6 protein-coding genes are annotated in these 4,228 nt (G+C 71.6%); 2 read left to right on the top strand and 4 right to left on the bottom strand.

All coding sequences use genetic code 11. From position 1 onward, the window contains the following. Together ACOJSN_RS22220 and ACOJSN_RS22215 are read right to left on the bottom strand one after the other, a co-directional pair. The coding region (locus ACOJSN_RS22220; protein ID WP_420114668.1) for a hypothetical protein at positions 1-446 on the bottom strand (446 nt) is incomplete at its 3' end. Between the two features lie 44 nt (positions 447-490). After that, a complete protein-coding gene (locus tag ACOJSN_RS22215) occupies positions 491-1,633 on the bottom strand; it encodes an FUSC family protein (protein WP_420114667.1) in 1,143 nt (380 codons plus the stop codon). Between the two features lie 140 nt (positions 1,634-1,773). Between ACOJSN_RS22215 and ACOJSN_RS22210 the strand changes: the two genes are divergently transcribed. After that, positions 1,774-2,484, top strand: coding sequence for an alpha/beta hydrolase (locus tag ACOJSN_RS22210; RefSeq protein WP_420114666.1), 711 nt, complete (start codon positions 1,774-1,776; stop codon positions 2,482-2,484). Here ACOJSN_RS22210 and ACOJSN_RS22205 read toward each other — a convergent pair. Beyond that, entirely contained in the window at positions 2,477-2,698 is a 222-nt protein-coding gene (locus ACOJSN_RS22205; protein WP_420114665.1) for a hypothetical protein, read from the bottom strand. The two genes, ACOJSN_RS22210 and ACOJSN_RS22205, sit on opposite strands and share 8 nt — an antisense overlap. A 45-nt stretch (positions 2,699-2,743) precedes the next feature. Beyond that, on the bottom strand, positions 2,744-3,514 hold the full coding sequence (locus ACOJSN_RS22200) for an SDR family NAD(P)-dependent oxidoreductase (RefSeq protein WP_420114664.1): 771 nt from the start codon (positions 3,512-3,514) through the stop codon (positions 2,744-2,746). A gap of 78 nt (positions 3,515-3,592) precedes the next feature. Between ACOJSN_RS22200 and ACOJSN_RS22195 the strand changes: the two genes are divergently transcribed. Next, on the top strand, positions 3,593-4,228 hold a 636-nt coding region (locus ACOJSN_RS22195; RefSeq protein ID WP_420114663.1), incomplete at its 3' end, for an endonuclease III domain-containing protein.

The raw sequence follows: 4,228 nt of genomic DNA, 5'->3' as shown, positions 1-4,228 counted from the left end.
TCGAGCAGGTGGTGGAGCGGTGGGTCCGGGTGGTCGGCGGCGCGATCGGCCAGCGCGGTGTCGGCGACATCGGCGGCGTCCTGGCCGGGCGCACCCCGGGTGGTCGCAAGCTCGAACGCCACGGGGAAGCACGTCTCCTGCGGGTTGCCCGCCGTGATGCGCAGCGCACGACGGCGTTGCTTGAGCACGGGGTACCAGGCGGCGGTGTCCCGCAGCACCTCGGCGTGATCGAGCAGTCGCTGCGTGAGCGCGGCAGCAGCCTCCGGCTCCAGCAGCGGCACCGCCAGCGCCGGATGAGCCGCCGGGCGGATCACCAACGGGTCGAGCACGCACTTGACGGTCCGGCTCAACGGCCCGCCGTCCGCGCCACTGAGCACCTCGACCCCGCGCAGCCGTGACCACGCGGCCGCGATCACCGCGGTCCTCGGCACCCCCGACCCAGCCACCCGAGCAGTCTACGAACGCCCCGCCCACGCTCGGTCGATCGAGCTCAGGCGATGTCCGGGATGGCTGCCCGTGCCGTGGCGGCGTCGACACCGATGAGCTCGAGCAGGTCGGCGATCATCGACCGGGTCTGCGCCAGGATGACCACCGCGGACAGTGACGGCGCCATCGGCAGGTGGGAGCTCTCCAGACCGAGCTTCTCCAGGCGGGTGCGGGCCGCCGTCGGCAGACGGCCGGCGAACATCTCGCCGGCCATGAACTCCATGACCTGGGCGACATCGTCCATCAGGGAGAGATACGCCGTCGGGACCTCGTTGCCACGCCAGGTGACCACCGCGGCGCGGCGTGCGAGCACGCGGAGGTTGCGGACCATCCGGTCGAGGGGTGCGGCGAGGTCGGCGTACGCCTCGACCTGGCCGCGTTGCTTGCGGCGGAACGGTGAGGAGCGGACCACGGCGATGCCTTCGGTGGCGGCCTCGTCGAGCTCCTGCAGCCCGGACTCGCTGGCGCGGGCGCGGTGGAGCACGGCGTCGGCGGCCTCGGCGTCATGGTCGCGCAGGGCGGTGGCGGCAGCGCGGAGGGTGCCGGCCGACTCCTTGAGCACAGCCGCCGCGAGGATCAGCGGTTTGCGCACCGGCGAACCGGGCGCCACGGTCGCGACCAGCAGGGCGAGCGAGCATCCGATGAGCGCGTCGACCCAGCGGCCGAACGGCGACGTCGCCGCCGTGATCGGGAGTGCGGTGACGATGACCGCCTGCACCGCCGCCTGCGTGGCCATGAGATTGCCCGCCCCGAGCAACGACGCCACCGACATCGCCACCGCGCACACGAGCACGATCTGCCACACACCGGTGCCGAACAAGTGCAGGAATCCTTCACCGACGAGCACCCCCACCGAGACGCCGATCGCGATCTGCACCGCGCGTGTGAGGCGCTGCCCGTACGAGAGCCCGAGCGTGATGATCGCCGCGACCGCCGCGAAGAACGGCGCCGGGTGCCCCACCAGCGAGTGCGCCACCCACCACGCCACGCCCGCCGTGACCGCGCACTGCGCGATGACGAACACCCGCCGCCGCCACCGCTCCGCACGCTCCGCCGCCGACCGCTTACCCGCCCGCGCCGTGCGCTCGCTGAGGTCGAACGCCCGTAGGGCGAGCTGCCGCACGGAGAACGCTGTGGGCTCTCGCATACGGCTCATCCTCCCGCGCCGACCGCCGGTAGCGCCGCCGAAAAGGCACAAGCGTGACCGCGGGGCGTGGCTGGCCGTGCCTTTGGGCATGCTTGTGCCCTTTGGGCGGTGGGGGAGGGCAGAGCGTGCAGGATGGAGACGTGAGCACGATCGCCTACGGAAGCCTCCCCGAGCAGCTCGCGGACCTCCACCTGCCCGAGGACCCGGCGGCTCCCGTGCTGGTCTACTTCCACGGCGGCGGGCTCGAGAGCGGTCAGCGGGGCGAGGATCCGGGGCTGCTGGCGGCGCTGCTGCGCGCGGGCGTCGGCGTGGTCGCGGGCGGCTACCGCCTCTACCCGCAGGCCAGATATCCGCAGTTCATCGAGGATGCCGCGGCGTGCGTGGCGTGGGCGTTCGAGCACGTGCCGGGCCGCCGCATCTATGTGGGCGGCACCTCCGCCGGCGCGTACCTCGCGATGATGCTGAGGTTCGACCCCCGCTGGCTGGACGCGCATGGGCTGGCGAGCTCCGCCGTCGCCGGCTGGGTCTTCGACGCGGGCCAGCCCACCACGCACTTCAACGTGCTCCGCGAACGGGGCATCGACCCCGGGCGCGTGATCGTGGACGAGGCCGCGCCGCTGTTCCACATCGGCCCCGGCACTGCGCCAGCGCCCACGCTCGTGCTGCTCGCGGAGGATGACATCCCCGGCCGTCGCGAGCAGACCGATCTGCTGCTCGCCACCTTGCGTACCTTCGAGGCCGACGACGGCGTCCGCACCGTTGTTCTCGATGGTTACCAGCACTCGGGTTACGTCAGCGACCCGGCTGGTCAGGCGCGGTTCGCTGAGCTGGTCGGTGAGTTGGTCAGATAGACGGCTGCTCGTAAGAGAGCGCGATCGCCTCACTCGGTGTCACGCCTGCGGCTGATCCGCGTCCGCCGGTCGTCGGGAACGCAGCAGCGGCGCGGCGTTGGACCTCAGCCTCGAGCCCGGCAACGGCCAGCTCGGACAGGTCGATCCCGCGGTCATCGGCCAGACGCCGTGCCGCGGCGGCGAGATCGCTCGGGATCTCGATCGTCATCCTCACGATCGCGATGCTACGGGCCGGGACCTCCGCGAACGAAGAACTCAGTCAGACATCGCCGCCGTAAAGGTCGGTGGTGTGGGCAATGCCGCCATCGGCGGCGATGGTCTCGGCGGTGACGAAGCGGGAGGCGTCGCTGGCGAGCCACGTGACGACGTCGGCGATCTCCTCGGGCGTGGCCCACCGGCGCAGTGGCGTGATCGCTGTGGTGGAGGCCACGGCCTCGGGGATCTGCTTGTTCTTGGCCCACAGGTCGGTGTCGACGACGCCGGGCGCGACCGCGTTCACCCGGATGGCCGGCCCCAGGTCCATCGCCAGGGAGCGGGTGATCGAGTCCAGCGCGGCCTTGCTTGCGCCGTACGCGGCTCGCTTCGGTGTGCCGACCAGGCCGGACACCGACGTGATGTTGACGACGCTCCCGTGGCCCGAGGCGGCGAGGGCCTGCTCCAGGTCGCGGATCAGCAGCAGCGGGGCTCGGACGTTGACGGCGAGCACCTGGTCGACGAGCGCGGCGTCGGTCTCGGCGAGCGTGACCCGGCGGGCGTAGGCGGCGTTGTTGACGAGGACGTCCAGTCTGCCGCCGGTGGCGTCGAGGGCGCGGCGCGAGAGGTCGGCGGGGGCTTCCGGGTCGGCGAGGTCCACGACGAGCGTGACCGGGTCGTGCTCGAGGTCGGCCGCCACGGTCGCGAGCGCTTCGGCGTCTCGCGCGACGAGGAGCACCCGTGCGCCCGCGGCGTCGAGCGCCCGCGCGATCGCCGCTCCGATGCCACGGCTCGCACCGGTGACGAGCGCGGTACGTCCGGTGAGGTCGGTGCTCATGGCCACCATCCTGCCTGCGCTCACGTGCCGGGGCTGCTGCGGGAGGCGATGTCGGTGGCGGCGGATAGCGTGTGCTTCGTGCAAAGGGCAGAGAAGGTGGAGCGGATCGGAACGATTCTCGAGGAGCTGTATCCACAGCCTCCGATCCCGCTGGATCACGTGAATCCGTACACGCTGCTGGTGGCGGTGGCGCTGTCGGCGCAGACCACGGACAAGAAGGTCAACCAGATCACCCCGGCGCTGTTCGAGGCAGCCTCCACGCCGGCCGACATGTACGGCCTCGGACCCGAGCGGATCCTGGAACTGATCCGCGAGGTGGGGCTCGCGCCCACCAAGGCGAAGAACGTCTGGACGGCCGCGGGTCAGATCGTCGACGCCGGCGGCGAGCTGAAGCCCGAGTGGGACTTCCTCGAGAGCCTCGCCGGCGTGGGCCACAAGACCGCGAGCGTGGTGATGGCGCAGGCGTTCGACGTGCCCGCCTTCCCGGTCGACACCCATATCTTCCGGCTCGCGCGCCGCTGGGGCCTCTCGCGCGGCACCACGGTGGAGAAGGTCGAGGCCGACCTCAAGAAAGCGTTCCCCAGGGACACCTGGAACCGCCGCCACCTGCAGATCATCTACTTCGGCCGTGAGTACTGCCCCGCGCAGCGCCACGTGTTCGCCACCTGCCCGATCTGCTCGTTCGCGGCCAGCAAGGCAGCCGAGCTCGCCGAG

This window comes from Pseudactinotalea sp., from assembly GCF_048594945.1.
In the GTDB taxonomy this organism is placed as follows: domain Bacteria; phylum Actinomycetota; class Actinomycetes; order Actinomycetales; family Beutenbergiaceae; genus Pseudactinotalea.
This window is presented reverse-complemented; position numbering and strand designations above follow the sequence as displayed.